General features: G+C 70.1%; 1 protein-coding gene. It reads right to left on the bottom strand.

Annotated elements, in window-relative coordinates:
• On the bottom strand, nt 1-328 hold a 328-nt coding region (locus ACH65_RS18110), incomplete at both ends, for a 2-oxo acid dehydrogenase subunit E2 (protein ID WP_049624041.1).

Genomic DNA, 328 nt, shown 5'->3' with positions numbered 1-328 from the left:
GAAGCGCTTGAGCGCCTCGGCCGCCGCTTTCACGAAGAAGCTCATGAAGCCGAGCTTGACCCCGTGGGTCTTCTGGAAGTCCTCGCCCAGCGCCTTGCGCAGCTTGCTGACCTGGGCCAGGTTCACCTCGTTGAAGGAGGTGAGCATGGCGGTGGAGTTCTTCGACTGCATCAGGCGCTCGGCGATGCGGGCGCGGATGCGGGTCATCGGCACGCGCTCTTCCGGGCGGGCGCCCGGCGTCGGCTTCGCCGGGGCCGGGGCCGGTGCGGCCCTGGCGGGGGCGCCGCCCTTGCCGTAGTTGACCAGGTCTTCCTTGGTCACGCGGCCG

The sequence above is a fragment of the Frateuria defendens genome (assembly GCF_001182895.1).
GTDB classification, from domain to species: domain Bacteria; phylum Pseudomonadota; class Gammaproteobacteria; order Xanthomonadales; family Rhodanobacteraceae; genus Frateuria_B; species Frateuria_B defendens.
Note: the sequence above shows the minus strand (reverse complement) of the source record. Positions and strands in the feature narration are given on the sequence as shown.